The sequence below is a fragment of the Providencia sp. PROV202 genome (assembly GCF_028479565.1).
Classification (GTDB): domain Bacteria; phylum Pseudomonadota; class Gammaproteobacteria; order Enterobacterales; family Enterobacteriaceae; genus Providencia; species Providencia zhijiangensis.
This window is the reverse complement of record NZ_JAMPNV010000018.1, coordinates 108,880-130,175: the sequence shown is the minus strand read 5'-3', so window position 1 is coordinate 130,175 and position 21,296 is coordinate 108,880. Positions and strand designations below refer to the sequence as shown.

Genomic DNA, 21,296 nt, shown 5'->3' with positions numbered 1-21,296 from the left:
TCTCTTAATCCTTCTCTATCTGAGCTGGTTTCAGAGTACGTAGACCCCAAATCAGCATACCGATGATAAAGAATGCACTTGGTGCTAACAGGAATAAGCCGTTTGGCATGTACCAACCACCATTTTGCAGTGATTCAAATACTGTAATACCAAACAGTTTACCGGAACCAAATAGCTCGCGCAGGAAGCCAACCAGTACCAGAATTACACCATAACCAAGACCGTTACCGATACCATCCATAAAACTTTCGATTGGTGGTGCTTTCATCGCATACGCTTCAGCACGTCCCATCACGATACAGTTGGTGATAATTAAACCAACGAATACGGAAAGTTGTTTCGAAATTTCATAGGCATAGGCGCGTAAGATTTGGTCAACCACAATTACCAATGATGCAATAATTGCCATTTGAACAATAATACGAACACTACTTGGAATGTAATTTCTAATTAATGAGATAAAAAAGTTAGAGAACGCGGTAACTAGCGTTACGGCGATGGTCATAACCAATGCAGTTTCAAGTTTAGTGGTCACCGCCAATGCGGAGCACACACCCAGAACCTGCAATGCAATCGGGTTATTATCTAACAATGGTCCAAGTAGGACGCGTTTTACTTCTTTAGAATCAGCCATTATTCAGCGCTCCTTCACGAACTTTTTTCAGGAACGGACCAAAACCGTTATCGCCTAACCAGAAATCAAACATATGTTGAATACCGTTTGAAGTCAGGGTTGCACCTGAAAGACCATCGATACCAAATGGGTTATCGGTGGCACCACCACGCACGATCTTGATTGCAGGAATACCCTGCTCATTGAACAGTTTTTTACCCGGCCATTGCGCTTTCCATTGTGGGTTGTCAACTTCCCCGCCCAGACCCGGCGTTTCACCATGCGCATAGTAGGTAATACCACGAGAGGTTACACCATCGACATCCACCGCAATGAAGGCGTACATCACTGACCATAAGCCTGAACCATAAACTGGCAGAATCACTTGGGTCACTTTCCCTTGCTCATCTTTAACCAGATAAATTTCAGCGCTATTGGCGCGACGGCGAATTTTCGCAATGTCTTCTTCTGGGGATAACGCAATGCTGGTCTCTTCGCTACGCAGCTCGCTGTTTAAGTCAAAACGACTTACGCTGTTAGATAACTCATTGGTTTTGAAATTCAGGAGCTTAGGCTCGATACGCTTGCCATACACTTTTTGAATTTCTTCGGCGCTCATTTTCGGCTGCAGCAGACCTGCAACACTTAAAATATTACGCTGAGTATCTAACATAATTTGTTCTTGTTGCTGGGGTTTAAGACCAACCGCAGCACCGGCAACAACGACGGAACAGACTAAGCAGAGAATGAAAACAACGATAAACGTTCTGCCGACGCCATCTTTATTTACTGGTTTATCATTAGCCACGGGCTTTTCTCCGTTTAATATTTGCTTGAACGACCATATAGTCAAACAGAGGAGCAAACAGGTTGGCGAACAGGATTGCGAGCATCATCCCTTCTGGATATGCAGGGTTCACAACCCGAACAAGTACGCACATTACGCCGATCAAAATCCCGTAAGCCCATTTACCTTTATCGGTAAAGGAAGCGGAAACAGGGTCTGTCGCCATAAAGATCATACCGAAGGCAAAGCCGCCTAAAACCATGTGCCACCACCATGGCATAGCAAACAGTGGGTTGGTGTCTGAACCGATAAAGTTGAACAGGTAAGACATGGCAATCATACCCAGCATCACACCCGCCACGATGCGCCAAGAGGCGATACGGAAGAAGATAATAAATGCGCCGCCGATGAAGATCATCAGGGTAGAAACTTCACCAATCGAACCTGGCATATTCCCTAAGAAAGCTTGCATCCAAGTGATTGGCTCGCCAGTTACTGTGTTCACCAGTGAACTCACACCACCCGTCGCCCATTGGGACAGAGGCGTTGCACCCGAGAATCCATCAGCAGCAGTCCAAACTAAGTCACCCGAGATTTGCGCTGGATAAGCAAAGAAAAGGAAAGCGCGACCCGCTAGCGCAGGGTTAAGGAAGTTACGACCTGTACCACCGAAAATCTCTTTTGCGACAACCACACCGAAGGTGATACCGAGCGCCGCTTGCCATAATGGAATGGTAGGCGGAACAATCAGCGCAAATAAGATAGAGGAGATAAAGAAGCCTTCGTTGATTTCATGACCACGGATCATGGCAAACAACACTTCCCAGAAACCGCCGACCAAGAATACCACTAAGTAAATTGGCAGGAAGTAAATCGCACCTAGCAGCATTTTGCTGCCCCAGCCAGCATCAGGAGCTAAAGATGCGCCCAATAACTGAGCCAGAGAATAGTGCCAGTCACTCGCTAAAACTTGTTGCAGCTCAGCGCCACTGTATAAATGATGTAGCGCAGGAATAGCTTGGTTACCAACGTTATACATACCCCAGAACATCGCAGGGAAAACCGCAAGCCAGACTAAAATCATCATGCGCTTGAGGTCGATAGTATCGCGGACGTGTGAGCGACCTTTTGTTACAGTGCCCGGTGTATAGAAGACTGTCGCAACAGCTTCATACAATGGATAGAATTTTGCTAATTTTCCACCGGGTTCAAATTGGTGCTCATATTTTTCAAATAAATTTTTCAGACCCATGGAATTACCCTTCTAGCTCAATCTTGGTCAGGACATCACGCAGTACTGGACCATATTCATACTTAGCTGGACACACATAGGTGCACAGTCCCAAGTCTTCTTCATCGAGTTCCAGACAACCCAGTTCCTGAGAAGTATCGGTGTCCCCTGCGAGCAGATCACGCAGTAAGTGGGTGATCATAATATCGAGAGGCATGACACGCTCATAGTTACCAATTGGTACCATTGAACGCTCACCGCCATTCATCGTCGTGGTAAAATCGAAGCGTTTATTCTTCAAGAAATGCCCAATGGTGGTACGCGTGATAGTGAATTTATTCACGCCTGGCATAATCCATCCAAACAGCTCTTTTTCACGACCTTCTGCTAATACAGAAACTTGGTTATGGAAACGACCAAGATAATGATGAGCATCATCACAAGTCACGCCCCACAGCACAGAACCAGAAATAATACGGTTCTCACCTGCTTTGAGCTGACCTTTGGTTAATTCATAGATATCCGCGCCAAGGCGAGTACGCAGCAAGCGAGGTTTCTCAACTTGCGGGCCTGCGACAGAGACAACGCGATCAGTATAAAGATGGCCAGTGGTAAATAATTTACCGATGGCAATCACATCTTGATAATTGAGGCTCCACACTTTTTTGCGAATGCTAACAGGCTCAAGGAAATGAATATGAGTCCCTGCTAAGCCCGCTGGATGTGGTCCTGCAAATTGTGTGTATGTGATTTGTGTATTAGCAGCTTGTTTTGGAAGCTCGCTCGCACCATGACAAACATGCACCTTGCCTTCAGTCAGTCGGCTCAGAACGATGAGGCCGTCAGTAAAGGCTTGCGTATTTTCGCCAATAATAATCGAAGGATCAGCAGCAAGAGGATTGGTGTCAATTGCAGTCACAAAAATCGCTGCGGGGGATGAACCAGGCTCTGGAGAACGACTAAATGGACGCGTTCTTAAAGCAGTCCATAAACCGGATCTTAAAAGATTTTGTTCAACCTGCTCTTTCGTCAGTGATGGGAGTTGGTCGGTAGAATAAGACTCGAAAGTCTCTTGTTCATCACCATCGATTTCGATAACAACGGACTGAAGTACACGACGCTCACCGCGATGAATAGCAATAATTTTACCGCAGGCTGGGCTAGTAAATACCACGCCAGGATTCTTTTTATCTTCAAAAAGAACCTGCCCTTTTTTTACACGCTCACCTTCTTTAACCAGCATCGAAGGACGCATTCCGACATATTCTTCACCTAGCACCGCTACGTGTTGAATTTTCGGGCCGTCTTCTATCACTTGGGCTGGCTCACCTGCTATTGGAAGGTTAAGGCCTTTTTTAATTTTAATCATAAGATCTGCACAAGTTTATCAGTTAAACCCTAAGCTAACGATTCAGCAATGAATGATAGCGACTCAATAATAAAAATAACTCAAGTTGCTTTCGCCACTCGAGTAAGTAAATCTAACAATATTGCTACACTTTCTCTTCTTCTGCCGGGGTCAATTTTATCAGTTCCCTCGACCTCTGTCCGGTTATAGAAGTGACCTAGTTCAAGCAAATTGCAATAAAATTTAAAATTTTGTTGCAACAATTCGTAAATACCTACATGTTGGCTCATATTTATCGAGCATCGATTAATTTGTAGTCAATAATGATTCATTAGAAAATTATTAACTTGATATATTAAATTTTGTTCCATTCGTCTAAAATATGTTGAATTTGGTCCATTTTTAATCAGCTTATTTTTCAACATTTGGCTTAATTATGCATATAAGTAAAACCGTCGGTGTTTATTTACTCTTCACATTTGCAGCGTCTGCATTTGCTCAACAAGAAGAAAACACATTATTTCACCTTAATAGTAAGCCAACTGCTCAGCCTGATTCATCGATATTTATTCAAATATTTAAGCAAGAGGGTGTACTTGAGCTCTACCAAAAAACAGCCGTAGGAAAGTATAAATTAGTCAAAACCTACCCTATCTGTAAGTTTTCTGGTGGACTAGGCCCTAAAAAGATAGAAGGTGACTTAAAAAGCCCTGAGGGGTTTTATCAGATCACGCGCTCGCAACTCAATCCAAATAGTCGATATTATCGATCTATCAATCTTGGATTTCCTAATGAATTTGATAAGACGCAGGGGTATTCAGGTAACTATCTGATGATTCACGGTAGCTGTGTGTCTGTCGGGTGTTATGCAATGACAGATAAATCCATGGGTGAAATTTATCAAACCGTGGAACAAGCACTTCAAAATGGTCAACTAGCCGTTGATGTGAGTATTTATCCATTTCGCATGACTAAAATGAATATGCTGCGTTATCGCAACTCAACGCATTATGCTTTTTGGAAACAGCTTCAACCTGCTTATGATTATTTTGAGCGAACCGGCAAACCTGCTGAAATATCAGTAACATTAGGTAAATATCATGTTAACAGCATGCCAGAAACGCCCACTAAGTTATTGGGATCTAAATCACAGTATGCGTTGACCTCGGTGGAATAGCACAAATTCACCGGGTTCTATTTTTTGCCACGTCTCGTTGCCCGTTAAGGGCGCCGTGGCAATGACAGAAACAATATCACTTGGCGTTGTGCACTGCTGAAAGTCAATCTCGATATCCTGATCCAGCAGTTTCGCTTTACCAAACGGCGCTCTACGCGTGATCCAATGCAGCTTTGTTGAACTAAATGCCATCAAATATTGCCCATCGGATAACAGCATATTAAATACCCCTTTTTCACGCAGTTGCTGCGCGAGTGTGCCAATAAAACGGAAAACGGCTTTCCAGTTTGTTGGCTTTCTTGGGTATTTTTGATTCAGTTGATGCAAAATCCAGCAAAACGCCCATTCGCTATCAGTTTCACCGATTGGTCTATAGTGCCCTGTCTTTAATGAACGAAACCCTTTCAATTGCCCATTATGCGCATAAGTCCAGTTCCGTCCCCATAGTTCCCGTGTAAACGGATGGGTATTCACCAGTGAAACATCCCCCCGGTTCGCCTGACGAATGTGCGCCACAATGCTTTCCGATTTAATAGGATATTCCTGCACAAAACGCGCCACAGGGGAGACAAAACTGGGTTGGGGATCTTTAAATGTGCGGCAGCCTAGACCTTCGTAGAACGTGATCCCCCATCCATCTTTATGTGGGCCAGTCTGCCCACCTCGGGAAATCAGCCCGCTCAGGCTAAACGTAATATCCGTTGGTACATTGGCGCTCATGCCAAGCAACTCGCACATTTAAAGTCTCCTGCTACTAAAAATGGTTACTTAACCATCTCTTTTTCAATTAATTGGATCAGAATATGAATCACTTTGATGTGGATCTCTTGGATACGATCTGCGTAACCAAAATGTGGAACGCGAATTTCAATATCAGCGCTTCCCGCCATTTTCCCGCCATCTTTCCCTGTCAGGGTGATCACTTTCATACCTTTCGCACGTGCGGCTTCAATCGCTTTAATAATATTGCCAGAGTTACCTGAGGTCGAAATACCAAGCAGCACATCGCCTTTTTGTCCTACCGCTTCCACAAAGCGAGAGAAAACAAATTCATAACCAAAGTCATTACTCACGCAAGAGATGTGGCTAACATCGGAGATAGCAATCGCTGGGTAGCCAGGACGGTTTTCACGATAGCGTCCGGTTAACTCTTCCGCAAAGTGCATTGCATCACAGTGAGAGCCGCCATTACCGCAAGAGAGCACTTTACCACCCGCTTTAAAAGAGTCCGCCAGCAATACTGCCGCCTTCTCAATCGCTTGCAGATTTGCATCATCACTTAAAAATTTTGATAGCGTATCTGCCGCTTCAGTCAGCTCACCACGGATCAAGTCTTGGTACATGAGTTTCCCCTTAATTTTTACGAATGCTTGATGGAGATAATTACGTCTTTATAGGTAATTTATCTTTGATTTCTCGATTGTTGCACAGGGTACATTTTGTTTCTACTTTTGATTGTACCGTATGGGGTATGGTTGGCGAAATCTCCAACAATGCGCTTCTGCTCTGCGGCTAGCTAAAGACTGGTTATTTTTCATTCACCGTCCCTTTACAAAAGGAACTGATGATTTTGTGAGCCAAGTTGTAATTAAGATGTAAATACCTTGCTAATTGTTTATTACCAGATATAGATTAATAAAACAAACAGGTCAGACCTCTTACAAGTAGACAGGAGCTTCAACTATGATCCTTCTCAGTATTGTTTTATTTATTGCGTTAATCGGCGTGCTGAGCTACCACAAAAGCTCACTCATTCTGAGCACCGTTATATTACTGGCTTATACCGCAGCCATGGGTGCTGCTAGTGTCTGGAGCTACTGGATGCTGTTACCCGTCGCTCTGGTTTTATTACCATTTGTCATCACACCAATTCGCCAATCTCTGTTTTCATCAAAAGCGATGACCCTGTTCCAGAAAGTGATGCCACCGATGTCTAGCACAGAAAAAGAAGCGATTGATGCTGGAACCACTTGGTGGGAAGGTGACCTGTTCCGTGGGGCACCAAATTGGAACAAACTTCATAATTACCCAAAACCACAACTCACCGCTGAAGAACAAGCTTTTATTGATGGCCCAGTGGAAACTGTTTGTGGCATGGTGAACGACTTTGAAGTCAGTCATGAACTCGCAGATTTACCACCAGAAGTCTGGCAATACCTACGCGATCACCGTTTCTTCGCGATGATCATCAAAAAAGAGTATGGCGGATTAGAATTTTCTGCGTACGCCCAATCTCAAGTTCTACAAAAATTAGCGGGTGTTTCCGGTATCCTTGCTATCACGGTGGGTGTTCCAAACTCATTAGGTCCAGGTGAATTACTGCAACATTATGGTACAGATGAGCAAAAGAATCGTTATTTACCGGGCTTAGCTACCGGTGAAGAGATCCCTTGTTTTGCATTAACCAGTCCAGAAGCAGGCTCTGATGCTGGAGCGATTCCTGATGCCGGCGTTGTTTGCATGGGCGAGTGGCAAGGTGAACAAGTCTTAGGTATGCGCCTGACTTGGAACAAACGCTACATTACCCTTGCGCCAATCGCGACGGTATTAGGCTTAGCCTTTAAATTAACTGACCCAGAGAAACTACTGGGTGGCGAGAAAAACCTCGGTATTACTTGTGCATTGATCCCAACGAATACCCCTGGTGTTGAGATTGGTCACCGCCACTTTCCGCTGAACATTCCATTTATGAATGGCCCAACCCGCGGAAAAGATATTTTCGTGCCTATCGATTACATCATCGGTGGTCCACAAATGGCAGGTCAAGGTTGGAGAATGCTGGTGGAATGCCTGTCTGTTGGACGCGGGATCACCTTACCATCCAACTCAACAGGTAGCTTGAAGAGTGTAGCAATGGCAACGGGTGCTTATGCTTATATTCGTCGTCAATTCAAACTTCCTATAGGCAAAATGGAAGGTATTGAAGAGCCTCTAGCCCGTATTGCTGGCAACGCCTATTTAATGGACGCCGCAGCAACCTTAATTACCTCCGGCATTATGTTGGGCGAAAAACCAGCGGTGCTTTCCGCCATCGTGAAATATCACTGTACTCACCGTGGCCAGCGCTCAATTATCGATGCAATGGATATCACTGGCGGTAAAGGTATCTGTTTAGGAAGTTCTAACTTCGTTGCCAGATCCTACCAAGGCGCACCTATCGCCATTACCGTTGAAGGTGCCAATATTCTGACTCGTAGCATGATTATCTTTGGACAAGGTGCCATCCGTTGCCATCCTTATGTGCTTGATGAAATGGCAGCAGCCCAAGATAATAACCTAAACAAATTTGATAAAGCGGTATTCGGTCATATTGGTCATGTGATCAGTAATAAGTGCCGCAGTTTCTGGTTAGGTTTAACCAATGGGCGTGGCAGCAGCGCACCAACTAAAGATGAAACTCGCCGTTATTACCAAATGCTTAACCGCCAAAGTGCTAACTTAGCCCTGCTCTCTGATGTGTCTATGGGTGTTCTTGGTGGTAGCTTAAAACGCCGTGAGCGTATCTCCGCTCGTCTTGGGGATATTCTGAGTCATCTGTATCTAGCTTCTGCAACCTTGAAACGTTATGAAGATGAAGGTCGCCAAAAAGCGGATTTACCGCTGGTGAAATGGGCTGTTGAAGATTGTCTGTATCAATCAGAAAAAGCGATGGACGACCTACTGAAAAACTTCCCAAATCGCTTTGTTGCTGGTGCATTACGCATCGTGTTGTTCCCGACAGGCCGTGCAATGTCGATGCCATCTGACCGACTGGATCACAAACTAGCACAGCTGATGATGGAGCCATCAGAAACACGCGACAGAATTGGACGTGGTCAATTCCTAACCCCTGTGGAGAACAACCCGCACGGTTTAGTGAACCAAGCACTGTATGACATTATTGCTGCAGAGCCAATTTTCGAACGTATCTGCCGCTTAAAAGAGCGTAAATTCAGCTTCACGCGTTTGGATAAGTTAGCTGATCAAATGTTGCCAGAAAACATTATCACCCAAGAAGAAGCCGACATTTTACGTAAAGCCGAAGCCAGCCGCTTACGTACGATTAATGTCGACGAATTTGATTTCGATGATTTAGGAGTGCTTCCGTCAAAAAAGTCTCCTGACGAACCGTCAAATGAAGACGCGAGCAAGAAAAAGAAAGCCGCTTAATTTATCCTATAAAAATAATAATCCCTCGCAAAGCGGGGGATTTTATGTTTAAGACAATAACACAACTTAAACTGGCGAAAGCTATAAATTAATAAAGGAACCAATGAAGATGTCTTTATTTTTAAATATCTCAATTATCCATTTCTTATTTTTCCCGGATATTGACTATAGAAAAACTCACTTCCTATCGAATTACGTCTTTCTTTATAAGGTCTAGTCACATTGTCTGCATCAATTAATACTAATTTACCATCTTTAACTCTTACATTACCTTCGGAGTTAAAATCATGGATAATGTAGCCTCGGGATTTTACAAATTGGATAGCTTTATCTCCAGTTACTGATTCTCCATCAATATATATGGTGACTAAGGCATGCTGACCATTATCAAATGTAACTGAACGAGAAAAATTTTCATCTTTATTCACTGTATTTAATATACCAGAACAACGATCATAATCTGCAAATGGCTCTTTTAATATAAACTCTTTCAGCATCAAATTTATCATTGGAAATTTAATAACAAAGTTATTAATTTTAAATGCAGTTCCATATTTACCACCGCCTAATTTATCATCATAAGGAATAACAATATCCTGTTTTTTATCATCCGTATTTTTAATTAAAAAAAGTTGGTCAGTAGCTCCATATTTAAAACAATAGTTGATATTCACTGTTTTGATCATATCAACAAAAGAATCGATATCGTTTTTATTACTAACAAAATTAATTTCTTGAGAAAGTGGTGTTTGAATAGAAGATAATAACTTCCCGCCCAAATCATCACCCTCTATACCTTTATTTGTTCCATTAACTACACTTAACATCATAAGCCTTCTTATATACATTAATAATTAAGATTATGATATAGATCAGGCTATCCCATTCATATAATAAAACGATTTAACGTTAATTTAAAATCCCATAAGGATTACAATTCTAAGGCCAATAACTCTTGGATAGTCTGACGGCGACGAATCAGCGTCGGTTTTCCGTGAATAAACAGCACTTCAGGCAACAATGGACGGCTATTATAGTTCGATGACATCGATGCGCCGTAAGCCCCTGTGTCATGGAAAACTAAATAATCCCCAACGTTGACTGCTGGCAGTAAGCGGGTTTCCACCATTCCACCTTCTAGCTGGGTAAAGACATCCCCAGATTCACACAATGGCCCCGCAACAATGGTCTCTTTTAATGGCTGACTGTCAACGCTGCTGCCATCTGCTGGTAATACCGAAATATGGTGATAACTGCCATACATTGCAGGGCGCATTAAATCGTTAAAACCGCTATCCACCAGCACATAATGGCGGCTGCCCATATCTTTAACTGCACGCACTTGCGCCAATAAAACACCGGATTCCGCCACTAAATAACGCCCCGGCTCAATTTCTAATTCAATAGAGTGACCTAAGTACTGCGCGATACGCTGACGCGCGTTATCCCACAGGCTGTAATAGTGCTGAACATTAATGATTTCATCATGCTCACGATAAGGCGTTGATAAACCACCACCCGCCGAAATAGCCTCAATATCCACGCCCGCAGACATCACCAGCTCCACCATAGAATCACACACATTGGCAAGATGCTGGTAGTCAACACCGGAGCCAATGTGCATGTGAATGCCTACTAACTTTAGGTTGTACTGCTGGATTTTCGCTAATGCTTCCGGTAAATCTTGATGCCAAATTCCGTGCTTGCTGTTCTCTCCACCCGTATTGGTTTTTTGGCTATGACCATGCCCAAAACCTGGGTTGATACGCAGCCAAACTGGATGACCAGCTTTATATTCACCAATTTGTTGCAACATATCGATAGAGCCCGCATTCACCGGAATATCTAACTCTGTCACTTTCAGCAACGTGGCTGGATCGAGCACATCCGCCGTAAACACGATTTCCGATTTTTCACGACCCGGCTGAAAGCCCGCCACTAATGCACGCTCAATTTCACCCAATGACACCGAATCCACTTTCACGCCCTGCTCACGCATCAAACGCAAAATATGAATGTTGGAACAAGCTTTTTGAGCAAAACGGACGGTATCGAACACTTTTAATTGCCCAATACGGTCAATAATCACTTCACTATCATACACCCAGACAGGCGTACCAAACTGCGTAGGCAGTGTACGTAAATGTTCAGGGGTTAAATACTGGCTGGTGGTGTTGGCGAATGTGGTCATCGGAACCTCGTTGGCAAGTTTTATTATAGTAAGTTCGATTATTAGACGAATAAGACGGGAAAAAAAATATCCTTTTTGCTAGAGTCTATTCATATCTGATATATAAATACGAGAGGAGCAATCATGCAGGCTATTTCTTGGCGACATATTGAAATTTTTCGTGCGGTAATGACCACGCCCAACCTCACGGAAGCGGCTTCATTGCTAAATACCTCTCAGCCAACCATCAGCCGAGAACTGGCGCGACTCGAGCATTTATTACAATTTAAATTATTCGATAGGGTCAAAGGTCGCCTACACCCCACGGCGCAAGGCTTGCGTTTCCATGAAGAAGTCGAACACTCCTATTATGGTTTGGAGCGTATTCGCAACTCTGCAGAAACTATTCGCCGCTTTGAACACGCTCAAATTTCCATTGCCTGCTTACCTGCTTTCGCACAATCTTTGTTACCGCAAGTTTGCCAAGCCTTTATGCAAAATTACCCAGAAGTGAACTTAACAGTGATCCCGCAAGAATCCCCCGTATTAGAAGAGTGGCTATCCGCCCAGCGTTATGATTTGGGGCTAACTGAGCACTTACAAACTCCGCCAGGCACGGAACAACTGACATTAGGTTCATTAAATGAAGTTTGTGTGATACCCGCAGGGCACCCTTTCGAGCAGAAAAAAGTCCTCACTCCACAAGATTTTCATCAACAGCGTTTTATTAGCCTCTCTCTCACAGATAGCTATCGGCAAATCATTGATACCACCTTTGCCGAGCATCAAGTGGAGCGCAAAATGGTGATGGAAACCCACTCCGCTTCCTCTATTTGCGCCATGACCTTGAAAGGAATTGGGGTCTCTATCGTCAACCCCCTGACTGCATTGGATTTTTATCAACAATCAGCAGGTAAGCTGGTGATCCGTCCACTTAGTTTTTCTATCCCATTTACCGTTAGCTTAATTACGCCGAATCACCGCCCATCTTCGCAGATCACCCATATTTTCACTGAGCATTTGCAACGTACCTTTACACAACTAGAGCATGACCTCGCCTTAGCGCTGCGACATCAATGAGAGCCAGTGAGGTGAGGTTTTAAACCAATTAGCAAGGAAGTCGATCACGGCACGTAATGGCGTTGGCATATGCTGCCGGCTGGTATAGACCCCATAAATACCAAGAGGCATCGGCGTGTAATCTGGTAACAACTGAACCAACTCCCCCGATTGTAAATAGCTCGCAACAGAATAGTAAGGCTGCATCGCGATGCCCGCGCCATTAAGTGTCGCTTCCATTAAAAAAACTGACTCATTCGCACTCAGACGCCCATCTACCAACACAGTCGAGGTTTTTCCCGCCTTTTCAAAGCTCCACATGCTACGCCCAAAAAAGCTGTAAGTGAGGCACTCCATCAGAGCCAAATCTTCAGGTTTGGTGGGTAAATTTTTGCCTTGTAGAAATTTCGGCGAAGCACAAATTACGGAATGGCAGGTTGATAGCGGCTTGGCAATTAAATTCGGTTCTAACTGATTGGTAATGCGGATAGCCAGATCGATACGCTCCTCGATTAAATTCACCGATTTATTCGAAATCTGCATATCAATCATCATATTAGGATAAGTTTGTAAGAACTCAGAAATCGCTAGAGACAACGCACTTTGAGCGATGGATTGAGAGCAACTAATCCTCACCAAGCCCGCTAGCTCTTTCGTATCATGCTTTTGCTCAACCGGAACGCTTAAAGAGAGTGCATTCAACTGCAATGATTGCTGATAAACCCCTTCCCCCGCTGACGTTAAACTTAAGCGCCGTGTGGTACGGTTAAGCAAACGTACCCCCGCCCACTGCTCCATTTCAGCCAAATAGCGCGTCACCATCGCACGGGACATATCCAATTTATCTGCCGCACCGCTGAGGCTACCTTGTTCTACAATAGTAATAAACACCTGTACTGCTTTGAGTCTATCCATATCATTTGACCGATTTATGCAACAAATATGACCTTATTATGGTGTTTTTCTCACCTTAATTGCAATTTAATATACACACCAAGCCGAATCAGGCACACAACATCACTCAACATTAGGATAGAAAAATGAAATTATCGACTGTATTAACTGCAACCGCATTTGCCACTGCCACTCACTTTGCTCAAGCGGCGAACTTAACCTTAGATGTTTATAACCCAGGCAATAACAGTGTGTTTCCCGTTTCCTCTGAAATTATCAGTGGCGATAAAGAAGTGGTATTGATTGACGCTCAGTTTCAAAATAATGACGCCCAGCAGTTAGTCGATAAAATCAAAAAACTGGATAAAAAACTGACCACCATTTATATCAGCCATTCTGATCCAGACTACTATTTTGGTTTAGAAACACTGACTAAAGCCTTTCCTGATGCCAAAGTGGTTGCGACTCAACAAACCGTTGATGCGATTAATGCGACTAAAGATGGCAAACTGGCTTACTGGGGCGGTGTATTAAAAAATGAAGCGCCAAGCAAAGTTGTCGTACCTGAAGTTATCAAAACCAATCACTTCACTGTGGATGGCGAAACGTTAGAAATCAAAGGGTTAGATGGCGCATCACCGGATAGAAGCTACGTTTGGGTGCCTTCACTCAAAGCCGTTGTCGGGGGTGTCGTTGTTTCTGACAATATCCACGTTTGGGTTGCCGACACTCAGACTCCGCAATCGCGCCAAAATTGGCAACAAACGTTAGAAAGCATCAAAGCGCTGAAACCAAGCGTGGTTGTTCCAGGACACTTTACGGGTAAATCCAAAATGGATCTGGCAAGCGTGACCTTTACCCAAAAATATTTAACTGACTTTGAGAAAGCGAACAGCCAGAGTAAAGATTCCGCAGAACTTATTCAGAAAATGGAAGCTCGCTACCCAAGCTTGGATGACAAATCAAGCTTAGAGTTAAGCGCTAAAGTGGTGAAAGGCGAAATGCAGTGGCCGCAATAAGCCGCAGCTCAATATAAAGACAGTTAATGACGGAGATAGCGACTATTAACCCGCTATTTTCCGTTAGCTTGTTTTTTTAACGACTGGCTTTTCAGCGATTCGAATAGAATGATAAAACAAATAATTAGAGAGAATAAAAACCATGAACACAATTACCCTACATTATATTTATGACCCTTACTGTGGCTGGTGTTATGCCGCTGCGCCGTTAATCGCCATTGCCGCTAATCACCCCAATATTCACTTAGAATTGCACGGTGGCGGAATGCTTGCTGGCAATGCACGCCTGCATCTTGACGACCAATTCCGTCAATATATTTTGCAATCAGATAAACGCATTGCTGCCATGACGGGGCAAGTTTTTGGTGATGACTACATCGCAATGCTGCACCAGCCAAATGTAGTGATGGACTCAACGCCACCACAAACCGCTATTTTAGCGGCAACAAAACAAGGAAAAGGCGTTGAAATGCTTAAAGCTTTGCAAAAAGCACATTACATTTCTGGTCACCAGATTAAACAGCCCGAAGTCTTAGCGGAAGTGGCGCAAGAAATTGGTTTGAATATTGAGCAGTTCCAAAAAGATTATGCCCAATGCGCGCAAACTGAAACAGACGCTCATATTGCTCAAAGTAAGCAATTGCTCGGCCAATCCGGTGCGTCTGGCTTTCCAACGCTGTTAATCGAACAGCAAGGCAAATGGCTGCGCGTACCACTGCAAAACTACCTTGGCGAACCCGCAAAATGGCAACAATTTTTAGACTCGCTGGTGAAAGCCGCTAATTAGGATACCAGCTAAACATCAGCCAAAAACTGGCACTACAAATAATGGCGGGACCAAACGGAATGCTCTGCTCTAATTTCTGTTTGCCTCGCCTTTTGTATTTGCCTTGCCATGCACACCACAGAAAATGCAGTAAACCTAAGCTCGCTGCAAGCCCCAGAAAATAGGGAAGATTGAATACACCGAGCCACGTCGCGCACGCAGCAATTAACTTAAAATCCCCTCTCCCCAACTGTGGTCGCCGACGAATTTTTTCCACTAACGTCGTGATAACCACTAGCCCAACATAACTAAAGATCAGTGCATAAATAGCGGATAACAGATTTCCCGCTGGCATTATCCATTGAAATAACAGACCCAAAACGAGTAAGGGATAATTGAGAACATTCGGTAAATAGCCCGTTTTTAGGTCTATTACCCCTAACGGAATAACCAAATTAAAAAACAGAAATAATACAGAGATAACGAAAAGTGGATAACCAAGGAGCGCAATCATCGCTCCCAATACCCAATAACCTATCCATACCCGATTCACGTTAATGGTAATACTCGGTAAATCAAAATAGCGGGCAGGAATTTCCCTCAGTAACAGAGTTGTCAGCCACGATGACAAGAGGGACAATAGTGTGACTAACGATATAGGTATTAAAAATCCATTTACGGCATCAATCATGGTGTTCTCCTTTTCCATGAGCGGTAAAGACAAGGCTTACTATACGGTGCTGGGCGCAGAAACCAACACTATAATTTCGTCGTTTTGAGTCGGTTTTATCGACAAATTTAGCGTCGATATGAGAGTGTGAAATGCAAGGCACAGACGAGCTAAAAAATCCCTCTTTTTAGTTATAAACTCAGTCCGTCCTCTTGTTTTTCGAGATTCTGCCCCCATATCCTGCATCAGTTATCTTAATTATTGGACTAAGGAAAAATCATGCGCGTTCCACGCATTTATCACCCAGAGCCACTTCAAATTAATACCACCATTTCGCTTTGTGATGATGCAGCTAACCATGTGGGTCGAGTTCTTCGCATGACAGCCGGACAGCAGCTAGAATTGTTTGATGGAAGCAATCACACATTCCGCGCTGAAATTACCGAAGCAACGAAAAAAAATGTGTTTGTGACTATCCAAGACTGCACATTGGATGACCGTGAATCCCCCTTAGATATCCACCTTGGGCAAGTAATGTCCCGCGGTGAAAAAATGGAATTTACTATTCAAAAATCTGTGGAACTTGGCGTCAACACTATCACGCCACTACTTTCAGAACGTTGTGGCGTACGCCTGGATGGCGAACGTTTAGAGAAAAAATTACAACAGTGGCAAAAGATTGCCATTGCCGCCTGTGAGCAAAGTGGTCGCAACCGCATCCCTGAAATCCGCCCCGTCCAATCTCTTGAAGCGTGGTGTGCAGAAAATGACGGCGCGTTTAAAATTAATTTACACCCTCGGGCAAGTGAGAGCATCAACACGCTCCCCGCTGATTTAAAGCACGTAAGATTGCTGATAGGCCCAGAAGGCGGCTTATCCGCTGATGAAATTGCCATGACAGCCAATTATCAATTTACTGATATCCTGTTAGGGCCACGAGTATTACGAACAGAAACGACCGCGCTAACCGCTATAACGGCATTACAAGTGCGTTTAGGTGACTTGGGTTAAGGAGATAAAATGATCAAGCTTGGCATAGTAATGGATCCTATTTCATCCATTAAAATCAAAAAAGACACCAGTTTTGCAATGATGCTGGAAGCTGCACGCCGCGGTTATGAAATCCATTATATGGAAATGAACGACCTGTACCTGCACCAAGGTGAAGCCCGTGCGACCACAAAGATTGTGACGGTCGAAGAGAACCCAACCAAATGGTATGAGTTTCACTCAGAACAAGATATCGCCCTGAGCGACCTTGACGCCATTTTAATGCGTAAAGATCCGCCATTTGATACTGAATATATCTACGCGACTTACATTCTTGAGCGCGCAGAACAAGCGGGCTGCTTGATTGTCAACAAGCCACAAAGCCTACGTGACTGTAACGAAAAGCTGTTTACGGCATGGTTCCCTGAGTTAACTCCAGATACCTTAGTCACTCGTAGCTCTGAAAAACTGCGTGAATTCCATAAAAAACACGGCGACGTGATTTTTAAACCGTTGGACGGTATGGGCGGCGCCTCTATTTTCCGTGTGAAAAAAGAAGACCCGAACGTTGGCGTTATTATTGAAACATTAACCGAGCACAATTCCCGTTATTGCATGGCGCAAAACTTCTTACCTGCCATTAAAGAGGGTGACAAACGTGTGCTGGTGGTGGACGGTGAACCTGTGCCATATTGCCTTGCGCGTATTCCTGCACAAGGGGAAACCCGTGGAAACCTCGCAGCGGGTGGCCGTGGTGAAGCCCGCCCATTAACAGAAAGTGACTGGGCGATTGCTCGCGCTGTCGCACCGACCTTAAAAGAAAAAGGTCTGATTTTCGTGGGTCTGGATATTATCGGTGATCGCTTGACTGAAATTAACGTCACAAGCCCAACCTGCGCCCGTGAAATTGAAGCTGCATTTGATATCTCCATCACCGGTATGTTGATGGATGCGATTGAGCGCCGCCTGAAAAAATAGTCTTTATGAAAAATAGTATCTGTTAACAGATACGTCTCAAAAAGGCAGCCTTTCGAGGTTGCCTTTGGCGTTATTTTTTTAGCCCATAGTTTTTGTTTTAAGCCATAGTTTTTGTTTTAAGCCATAGCTTTTGTTTTAATCCATAATGTTATCTCAACGAATAGGAACATAACCCCTGAGCTTGCCATTTATGAACTTACAGAATCATTTTTTAATTGCCATGCCTTCACTGACGGATCCCTATTTCGACCATTCCGTGGTGTATATCTGCGAACATAATGAAAATGGTGCGATGGGCCTCGTGATCAACAAGCCTATTGAGGATTTTTCTGTCGCGACCATGCTGAAAAAGCTCGAAATTGACGTGTCTGACAATACCAATACGCGCAATCTTGAAAAAATGGTGATTGCGGGTGGCCCTGTTTCTGAAGAGCACGGGTTTATTATCCATACCCCTGTTGCGGGTTATGCAGCAAGTTTGCGCCTCAATGACCATGTCATGGTAACAACCTCTAAAGATATTTTAGAGACATTAGGCAGTGAGCAGCATCCCATGAATTCTTTAGTCACGCTCGGTTATTCAAGCTGGGAACCCGGGCAGTTAGAAAATGAAATCATGGAAAATAGCTGGTTGACCGTTAAAGCCGATCCTAAACTGATTTTTGATACGCCGTTAAACGAACGCTGGAAAGCCGCAGGCAACCTTTTAGGCATCGACATCCATAATATCTCCATGCAAGCGGGGCACGCTTAATGTCAGCAAGAACTCTATTAGCGTTTGATTTTGGGACGAAAAGTATTGGCGTCGCTGTCGGTCAAGAGATCACTGGTACCGCGCGTGCGTTAGCCTCATTAAAAGCCAGCGATGGCCGACCCGACTGGTCACAAATTGAAAAATTGCTCAAAGAGTGGCAGCCGCAGCTCGTGATCGTCGGGCTTCCTTTAAATATGGATGGCACTGAGCAGCTCGTCACTAGCCAAGCACGTAATTTTGCCAATCGCATTCACGGACGCTTTGGTGTGCAGGTTCAACTACATGATGAAAGGCTGTCTACCGTAGAGGCGAAATCGGGGCTGTTTGAGCAAGGTGGCTATCGCGCACTGAGTAAAGGCAAAGTGGATTCTGCCTCTGCGGTGGTGATTTTAGAAAGTTGGTTTGAACAAAATTTCTAAAAGGCGCATCTTTACGTTTATTTTCCCCATTCAGTTGCTGCAAAGGTGCCGTTCGCCCTTAATATGTTTTACACTAGGGCTAATTCTCACTATTCACCGAAAGCAACTGAAAAACGGTATTGAATAACATGACCATTCAAAAAAACCTATCTGATGTCACTGAGCGTATTCATCTTGCTGCAACCGAGTGTCACCGCTCCCCTCAAGATATTACCCTGTTAGCTGTGAGTAAAACCAAACCTTGTGAAGCCATTATGGAAGCTATCGAGGCAGGTCAACGCCAATTTGGTGAAAACTATGTGCAAGAAGGCGTTGAGAAAATCCAGCACTTTGCAGAAAGAACCGACCTAGTTTGGCACTTTATTGGTCCACTACAGTCCAATAAAAGCCGCTTAGTGGCAGAACATTTTGATTGGTTCCATACTTTAGATCGCGTCAAAATCGCTCAACGTTTAAATGAGCAGCGCCCTCAAGATAAAGCGCCGCTAAATGTGCTGATCCAAATTAATATTAGTGATGAAAACAGCAAATCGGGGATCCCCCTCGAGGAAGTAAATGAACTTGCTGCTCAAGTCGCCCAATTCCCCAATTTAGTGTTGCGTGGGTTAATGACCATTCCAGCCCCAGAAACCGATTATGAGCGCCAATGTGCAGCGTTTCGCCAAATGGAACAGGCATTCGAGCAATTGAAAGCTAACTACCCGACTGTGGACACTTTATCCATGGGGATGACCGACGATATGCGCGCTGCTATCCACTGCGGATCAACACTTGTTCGCATCGGTACCGCCATTTTTGGTGCCCGTCAGTACCATAATTAATCTTTAGGAGAACAACATGCAACATCGCAAAATTGCCTTTATTGGCGCGGGAAATATGGCGAATGCCATTATTGCGGGTCTTGTGGCTCATGGCTATCCTGCATCGATGATCACCGTCTGTTCACCAACCCCTATACGCCGTGACAAAATGGCGCAAGATTACGGCATCATTAGCACCAATGATAATCTCACCGCCGCCCAACAAGCGGACGTGATTGTGCTTGCCGTCAAACCGCAAATGATGAAAGACGTTTGTGAGCCTCTTCAACAACTCACAAACTTAGAAAATAAGATGATATTAACCATCGCTGCCGGTATTCCTGCGGCTCGTTATAATGACTATTTTGCCCATTCACTGCGTTTAGTGCGCATTATGCCAAACACGCCGTCACTGGTTGGTAAAGGTGTTAGTGGATTGTTTGCACAGTCCAATGTCTCTGAAGATGATAAACAATTTACTCAGCAATTGATGGAAAGCGTCGGTTCAACAACCTGGTGCGCCAAAGAGAGCGAAATCAACAATATCATTGCGTTAACCGGTAGCTCCCCCGCTTACTTTTTCCTGTTTATGGAATCCATGCAGCAAAAAGCCGAGCAGCTTGGCTATGATGAAAAACAAGCCCGAGAATTGGTTCTTAATGCCATTGAGGGCTCCGTGGCGTTAGCGAAATCACAAGGGGACACCCCATTTTCAACCTTGCGTGAGCAAGTCACCTCTAAAGGCGGTACCACCGCAATGGCTTTAGAGCAATTTTACCAAGGTCATCTACCGCAAACTGTCGCCAATGCTATGCAAAGCGCGATTGACCGTGCGGAAGAAATGGAAAAACTTTTTTAATTTATTTTTTTGGGATAAGCCATGCAGACTATCGTTTTTGTTGTTACCACCCTGATCCAACTGTACATCTTTGTGCTTCTGCTCAGAGTATGGATGCAGTGCGTTCGCGCCGATTTCTATAACCCATTCTCACAGTTTGTGGTTAAAGCCACTCAACCTATCGTGGGGCCTTTACGTCGCCTAATTCCATCTGTTGGCTCTATTGATACCGCGACTCTGCTGGTGGCGTTTATACTAGCAATTGCTGACATTATCTTTGGTATGTGGGCGACCAATATGCTGCCAGCCATCGGTCTGACCTTACTGCCAATGGGATTAATTCTCTTACTGACTTATATCGGTAAATTGATTTTCTGGATGATCTTAATTCGCGCCATTTTAAGCTGGGTCAGTCAAGGTCGTAACCCTGTCGATTATTTACTGTTCCAATTAACTGAACCGTTAATGGCACCGATTCGCCGCATTATTCCAGCCATGGGCGGGTTAGACTTCTCTGCGATGATTGTGATGTTTATTTTGATCGCCCTGAACTACTTACGCGTCGATATCTCTTTAATGATTGACCCTGCGTTAACCGCCATGCTGTTCTCTGTCGGCATTATGTAAGGGAAGA

22 protein-coding genes are annotated in these 21,296 nt (G+C 44.2%); 12 read left to right on the top strand and 10 right to left on the bottom strand.

Annotated features, from left to right (window positions below):
• Positions 1 to 4 precede the first annotated feature (4 nt).
• Genes PR799_RS13970 through PR799_RS13955 form a run of 4 tightly spaced genes read right to left on the bottom strand, consistent with a single transcriptional unit; the run spans position 5 to position 4,000 of the window.
• Entirely contained in the window at positions 5 to 634 is a 630-nt protein-coding gene (locus PR799_RS13970) for an NADH:ubiquinone reductase (Na(+)-transporting) subunit D (RefSeq protein WP_154604565.1), read from the bottom strand.
• Positions 627 to 1,421 (bottom strand): Na(+)-translocating NADH-quinone reductase subunit C, encoded by a 795-nt coding sequence (locus PR799_RS13965; protein ID WP_272522479.1) that lies wholly within the window; start codon positions 1,419 to 1,421, stop codon positions 627 to 629. The genes PR799_RS13970 and PR799_RS13965 overlap by 8 nt, the downstream gene beginning before the upstream one ends.
• Positions 1,414 to 2,652, bottom strand: coding sequence for an NADH:ubiquinone reductase (Na(+)-transporting) subunit B (locus tag PR799_RS13960; RefSeq protein ID WP_036954189.1), 1,239 nt, complete (start codon positions 2,650 to 2,652; stop codon positions 1,414 to 1,416). Before PR799_RS13960 ends, PR799_RS13965 begins: the two co-directional genes overlap by 8 nt.
• A 4-nt stretch (positions 2,653 to 2,656) precedes the next feature.
• Positions 2,657 to 4,000, bottom strand: a complete 1,344-nt coding sequence (locus PR799_RS13955; protein ID WP_154628214.1) for a Na(+)-translocating NADH-quinone reductase subunit A — start codon at positions 3,998 to 4,000, stop codon at positions 2,657 to 2,659.
• A gap of 415 nt (positions 4,001 to 4,415) precedes the next feature.
• Between PR799_RS13955 and PR799_RS13950 the strand changes: the two genes are divergently transcribed.
• Positions 4,416 to 5,156, top strand: a complete 741-nt coding sequence (locus tag PR799_RS13950) for a L,D-transpeptidase family protein (RefSeq protein ID WP_272522478.1) — start codon at positions 4,416 to 4,418, stop codon at positions 5,154 to 5,156.
• Here the strand turns inward: PR799_RS13950 and PR799_RS13945 are convergent.
• Together PR799_RS13945 and lpcA are read right to left on the bottom strand one after the other, a co-directional pair.
• Positions 5,127 to 5,894 (bottom strand): class II glutamine amidotransferase, encoded by a 768-nt coding sequence (locus PR799_RS13945; protein WP_154604561.1) that lies wholly within the window; start codon positions 5,892 to 5,894, stop codon positions 5,127 to 5,129. The two genes, PR799_RS13950 and PR799_RS13945, sit on opposite strands and share 30 nt — an antisense overlap.
• A 26-nt stretch (positions 5,895 to 5,920) precedes the next feature.
• Positions 5,921 to 6,499 carry a D-sedoheptulose 7-phosphate isomerase gene (gene lpcA / locus PR799_RS13940; RefSeq protein WP_036954182.1) on the bottom strand — a complete coding sequence of 193 codons (579 nt, stop codon included), beginning with the start codon at positions 6,497 to 6,499 and terminating at the stop codon, positions 5,921 to 5,923.
• A gap of 340 nt (positions 6,500 to 6,839) precedes the next feature.
• Between lpcA and fadE the strand changes: the two genes are divergently transcribed.
• Entirely contained in the window at positions 6,840 to 9,305 is a 2,466-nt protein-coding gene (gene fadE / locus PR799_RS13935; protein ID WP_272522476.1) for an acyl-CoA dehydrogenase FadE, read from the top strand.
• Positions 9,306 to 9,439: 134 nt separating this feature from the next.
• Here fadE and PR799_RS13930 read toward each other — a convergent pair whose 3' ends face one another.
• Both PR799_RS13930 and lysA read right to left on the bottom strand, forming a co-directional pair.
• The gene (locus PR799_RS13930; RefSeq protein WP_272522474.1) at positions 9,440 to 10,135 is read right to left on the bottom strand and encodes a hypothetical protein; all 696 of its coding nucleotides are present in this window, start codon (positions 10,133 to 10,135) and stop codon (positions 9,440 to 9,442) included.
• 101 nt (positions 10,136 to 10,236) lie between these two features.
• Positions 10,237 to 11,496, bottom strand: a complete 1,260-nt coding sequence (lysA, locus tag PR799_RS13925) for a diaminopimelate decarboxylase (RefSeq protein ID WP_272522473.1) — start codon at positions 11,494 to 11,496, stop codon at positions 10,237 to 10,239.
• A gap of 123 nt (positions 11,497 to 11,619) precedes the next feature.
• Here lysA and PR799_RS13920 point away from each other — a divergent pair, with 123 nt between their 5' ends.
• Positions 11,620 to 12,555 carry a LysR family transcriptional regulator gene (locus tag PR799_RS13920; protein ID WP_154628218.1) on the top strand — a complete coding sequence of 312 codons (936 nt, stop codon included), beginning with the start codon at positions 11,620 to 11,622 and terminating at the stop codon, positions 12,553 to 12,555.
• Here the strand turns inward: PR799_RS13920 and PR799_RS13915 are convergent.
• Positions 12,535 to 13,449 carry a LysR family transcriptional regulator gene (locus tag PR799_RS13915; protein WP_272522471.1) on the bottom strand — a complete coding sequence of 305 codons (915 nt, stop codon included), beginning with the start codon at positions 13,447 to 13,449 and terminating at the stop codon, positions 12,535 to 12,537. The genes PR799_RS13920 and PR799_RS13915 overlap by 21 nt on opposite strands.
• A 125-nt stretch (positions 13,450 to 13,574) precedes the next feature.
• Between PR799_RS13915 and PR799_RS13910 the strand changes: the two genes are divergently transcribed.
• Both PR799_RS13910 and PR799_RS13905 read left to right on the top strand, forming a co-directional pair.
• Positions 13,575 to 14,447 carry an MBL fold metallo-hydrolase gene (locus PR799_RS13910; RefSeq protein ID WP_272522470.1) on the top strand — a complete coding sequence of 291 codons (873 nt, stop codon included), beginning with the start codon at positions 13,575 to 13,577 and terminating at the stop codon, positions 14,445 to 14,447.
• A gap of 142 nt (positions 14,448 to 14,589) precedes the next feature.
• Entirely contained in the window at positions 14,590 to 15,234 is a 645-nt protein-coding gene (locus PR799_RS13905) for a DsbA family protein (RefSeq protein WP_272522468.1), read from the top strand.
• On the opposite strand, the gene PR799_RS13900 is transcribed toward PR799_RS13905, so the two are convergent.
• Complete coding sequence (locus PR799_RS13900; protein WP_272522467.1) at positions 15,227 to 15,904, bottom strand: prepilin peptidase; 678 nt, start codon at positions 15,902 to 15,904, stop codon at positions 15,227 to 15,229. The genes PR799_RS13905 and PR799_RS13900 overlap by 8 nt on opposite strands.
• Before the next feature lie 258 nt (positions 15,905 to 16,162).
• Here PR799_RS13900 and rsmE point away from each other — a divergent pair, with 258 nt between their 5' ends.
• The 7 genes from rsmE to PR799_RS13865 all read left to right on the top strand — a co-directional run bounded on the left by rsmE (position 16,163) and on the right by PR799_RS13865 (position 21,289).
• Positions 16,163 to 16,894, top strand: coding sequence for a 16S rRNA (uracil(1498)-N(3))-methyltransferase (gene rsmE / locus PR799_RS13895; RefSeq protein ID WP_154604537.1), 732 nt, complete (start codon positions 16,163 to 16,165; stop codon positions 16,892 to 16,894).
• 9 nt (positions 16,895 to 16,903) lie between these two features.
• Entirely contained in the window at positions 16,904 to 17,851 is a 948-nt protein-coding gene (gshB, locus tag PR799_RS13890) for a glutathione synthase (RefSeq protein WP_272522465.1), read from the top strand.
• A 190-nt stretch (positions 17,852 to 18,041) separates the two neighbouring features.
• Complete coding sequence (locus tag PR799_RS13885) at positions 18,042 to 18,605, top strand: YqgE/AlgH family protein (RefSeq protein WP_108479443.1); 564 nt, start codon at positions 18,042 to 18,044, stop codon at positions 18,603 to 18,605.
• Positions 18,605 to 19,024 (top strand): Holliday junction resolvase RuvX, encoded by a 420-nt coding sequence (gene ruvX, locus PR799_RS13880; protein ID WP_154628224.1) that lies wholly within the window; start codon positions 18,605 to 18,607, stop codon positions 19,022 to 19,024. Before PR799_RS13885 ends, ruvX begins: the two co-directional genes overlap by 1 nt.
• A gap of 128 nt (positions 19,025 to 19,152) precedes the next feature.
• A complete protein-coding gene (locus PR799_RS13875) occupies positions 19,153 to 19,845 on the top strand; it encodes a YggS family pyridoxal phosphate-dependent enzyme (RefSeq protein WP_272522463.1) in 693 nt (230 codons plus the stop codon).
• 16 nt (positions 19,846 to 19,861) lie between these two features.
• Positions 19,862 to 20,683: a pyrroline-5-carboxylate reductase gene (gene proC / locus PR799_RS13870; protein WP_272522462.1), complete on the top strand. Its 822-nt coding sequence runs from the start codon at positions 19,862 to 19,864 to the stop codon at positions 20,681 to 20,683.
• A gap of 21 nt (positions 20,684 to 20,704) precedes the next feature.
• A complete protein-coding gene (locus tag PR799_RS13865) occupies positions 20,705 to 21,289 on the top strand; it encodes a YggT family protein (protein WP_272522461.1) in 585 nt (194 codons plus the stop codon).
• Positions 21,290 to 21,296 lie beyond the last annotated feature (7 nt).

What these genes read in the sequence shown, in the direction of transcription:
- PR799_RS13970 (WP_154604565.1), bottom strand. Translation starts at nt 634, where the DNA reads ATGGCTGATTCTAAAGAAGTAAAACGCGTCCTACTTGGACCATTGTTA.
- PR799_RS13960 (WP_036954189.1), bottom strand. Translation starts at nt 2,652, where the DNA reads ATGGGTCTGAAAAATTTATTTGAAAAATATGAGCACCAATTTGAACCC.
- PR799_RS13955 (WP_154628214.1), bottom strand. Translation starts at nt 4,000, where the DNA reads ATGATTAAAATTAAAAAAGGCCTTAACCTTCCAATAGCAGGTGAGCCA.
- PR799_RS13950 (WP_272522478.1), top strand. Translation starts at nt 4,416, where the DNA reads ATGCATATAAGTAAAACCGTCGGTGTTTATTTACTCTTCACATTTGCA.
- PR799_RS13945 (WP_154604561.1), bottom strand. Translation starts at nt 5,894, where the DNA reads ATGTGCGAGTTGCTTGGCATGAGCGCCAATGTACCAACGGATATTACG.
- lpcA (WP_036954182.1), bottom strand. Translation starts at nt 6,499, where the DNA reads ATGTACCAAGACTTGATCCGTGGTGAGCTGACTGAAGCGGCAGATACG.
- fadE (WP_272522476.1), top strand. Translation starts at nt 6,840, where the DNA reads ATGATCCTTCTCAGTATTGTTTTATTTATTGCGTTAATCGGCGTGCTG.
- PR799_RS13930 (WP_272522474.1), bottom strand. Translation starts at nt 10,135, where the DNA reads ATGATGTTAAGTGTAGTTAATGGAACAAATAAAGGTATAGAGGGTGAT.
- lysA (WP_272522473.1), bottom strand. Translation starts at nt 11,496, where the DNA reads ATGACCACATTCGCCAACACCACCAGCCAGTATTTAACCCCTGAACAT.
- PR799_RS13920 (WP_154628218.1), top strand. Translation starts at nt 11,620, where the DNA reads ATGCAGGCTATTTCTTGGCGACATATTGAAATTTTTCGTGCGGTAATG.
- PR799_RS13915 (WP_272522471.1), bottom strand. Translation starts at nt 13,449, where the DNA reads ATGGATAGACTCAAAGCAGTACAGGTGTTTATTACTATTGTAGAACAA.
- PR799_RS13910 (WP_272522470.1), top strand. Translation starts at nt 13,575, where the DNA reads ATGAAATTATCGACTGTATTAACTGCAACCGCATTTGCCACTGCCACT.
- PR799_RS13905 (WP_272522468.1), top strand. Translation starts at nt 14,590, where the DNA reads ATGAACACAATTACCCTACATTATATTTATGACCCTTACTGTGGCTGG.
- PR799_RS13900 (WP_272522467.1), bottom strand. Translation starts at nt 15,904, where the DNA reads ATGATTGATGCCGTAAATGGATTTTTAATACCTATATCGTTAGTCACA.
- rsmE (WP_154604537.1), top strand. Translation starts at nt 16,163, where the DNA reads ATGCGCGTTCCACGCATTTATCACCCAGAGCCACTTCAAATTAATACC.
- gshB (WP_272522465.1), top strand. Translation starts at nt 16,904, where the DNA reads ATGATCAAGCTTGGCATAGTAATGGATCCTATTTCATCCATTAAAATC.
- PR799_RS13885 (WP_108479443.1), top strand. Translation starts at nt 18,042, where the DNA reads ATGAACTTACAGAATCATTTTTTAATTGCCATGCCTTCACTGACGGAT.
- ruvX (WP_154628224.1), top strand. Translation starts at nt 18,605, where the DNA reads ATGTCAGCAAGAACTCTATTAGCGTTTGATTTTGGGACGAAAAGTATT.
- PR799_RS13875 (WP_272522463.1), top strand. Translation starts at nt 19,153, where the DNA reads ATGACCATTCAAAAAAACCTATCTGATGTCACTGAGCGTATTCATCTT.
- proC (WP_272522462.1), top strand. Translation starts at nt 19,862, where the DNA reads ATGCAACATCGCAAAATTGCCTTTATTGGCGCGGGAAATATGGCGAAT.
- PR799_RS13865 (WP_272522461.1), top strand. Translation starts at nt 20,705, where the DNA reads ATGCAGACTATCGTTTTTGTTGTTACCACCCTGATCCAACTGTACATC.